We start from the raw sequence: 787 nt of genomic DNA, 5'->3' as shown, positions 1-787 counted from the left end.
GTTTACCTCTGACATACGAAGCGGTACTGGTTTGCCAGCTGTATTCTTACCCTCGTTTTCGCTAAGAAAACCAATCACACCAGGCGTGCTTGTGATGATGTGGTCTACTTCGCCATGCGACAAATCAGCATGAATCAGGATATAGCCAGGAAAGAAGTTACGCTCACGTACGCGCTTTTTACCATTGCGCATTTCGTAAACTTTCTCTGCTGGAATCAGTACTTCGGGCACTAACTCAGAAAGGCCATGACGTCCTATCTCTGTTTCGAGATAGGTTTTGGCTTTCTTTTCTTGCCCGCTAACTGAGCGTACTACATACCATTTCAACTCTCCCATTTCTTCTACTGCTTAACGGAACGAGTTGTAAAATGCTTCCAAACCTGTTTTGAAAATGATATCCATGATACCAACAACAGCAGCAAATACCAGCGAACCGATCAGCACTAAACCAGCGCTCTTCTGTAATTCCGACGAAGTTGGCCACGTTACTTTGTAACGCATTTCCTCCGTGGTATCGCTAAAATATTTCGTCAGCTTGCTCATGGTTAGGACCGGGTTTGGCTGAAATAGATGCGGTCTAATGACCAAGTAAAGCACGGGCGGAGAGATTCGAACTCCCATCAAAGGTTTTGGAGACCTCTATTCTACCCTTGAACTACGCCCGTAGAATATTTCCCAGCAAACTTTCGTTTTAATTGGGAGTGCAAATGTACAGTAATCTATAGACAAAACAAATCCGCCCCCGAAAAAATCAGAGGCGGATTGTCTTAATTCAGAGATTAGTCGA

At 44.3% G+C, this 787-nt stretch carries 2 protein-coding genes and 1 tRNA gene; all 3 read right to left on the bottom strand.

Annotated features, from left to right (window positions below):
* Positions 1-336 (bottom strand): transcription termination/antitermination NusG family protein (locus J4D97_RS23110; protein ID WP_279592484.1); only part of this gene is annotated, 336 nt, incomplete at its 3' end.
* Between the two features lie 12 nt (positions 337-348).
* Positions 349-543 carry a preprotein translocase subunit SecE gene (secE, locus tag J4D97_RS23105; RefSeq protein ID WP_185281376.1) on the bottom strand — a complete coding sequence of 65 codons (195 nt, stop codon included), beginning with the start codon at positions 541-543 and terminating at the stop codon, positions 349-351.
* A gap of 51 nt (positions 544-594) precedes the next feature.
* Positions 595-665: transfer RNA gene (locus J4D97_RS23100), tRNA-Trp, on the bottom strand.
* Positions 666-787: the final 122 nt, after the last annotated feature.

This window comes from Hymenobacter defluvii, from assembly GCF_017589435.1.
GTDB classification, from domain to species: Bacteria; Bacteroidota; Bacteroidia; order Cytophagales; family Hymenobacteraceae; genus Hymenobacter; species Hymenobacter profundi.
This window is presented reverse-complemented; position numbering and strand designations above follow the sequence as displayed.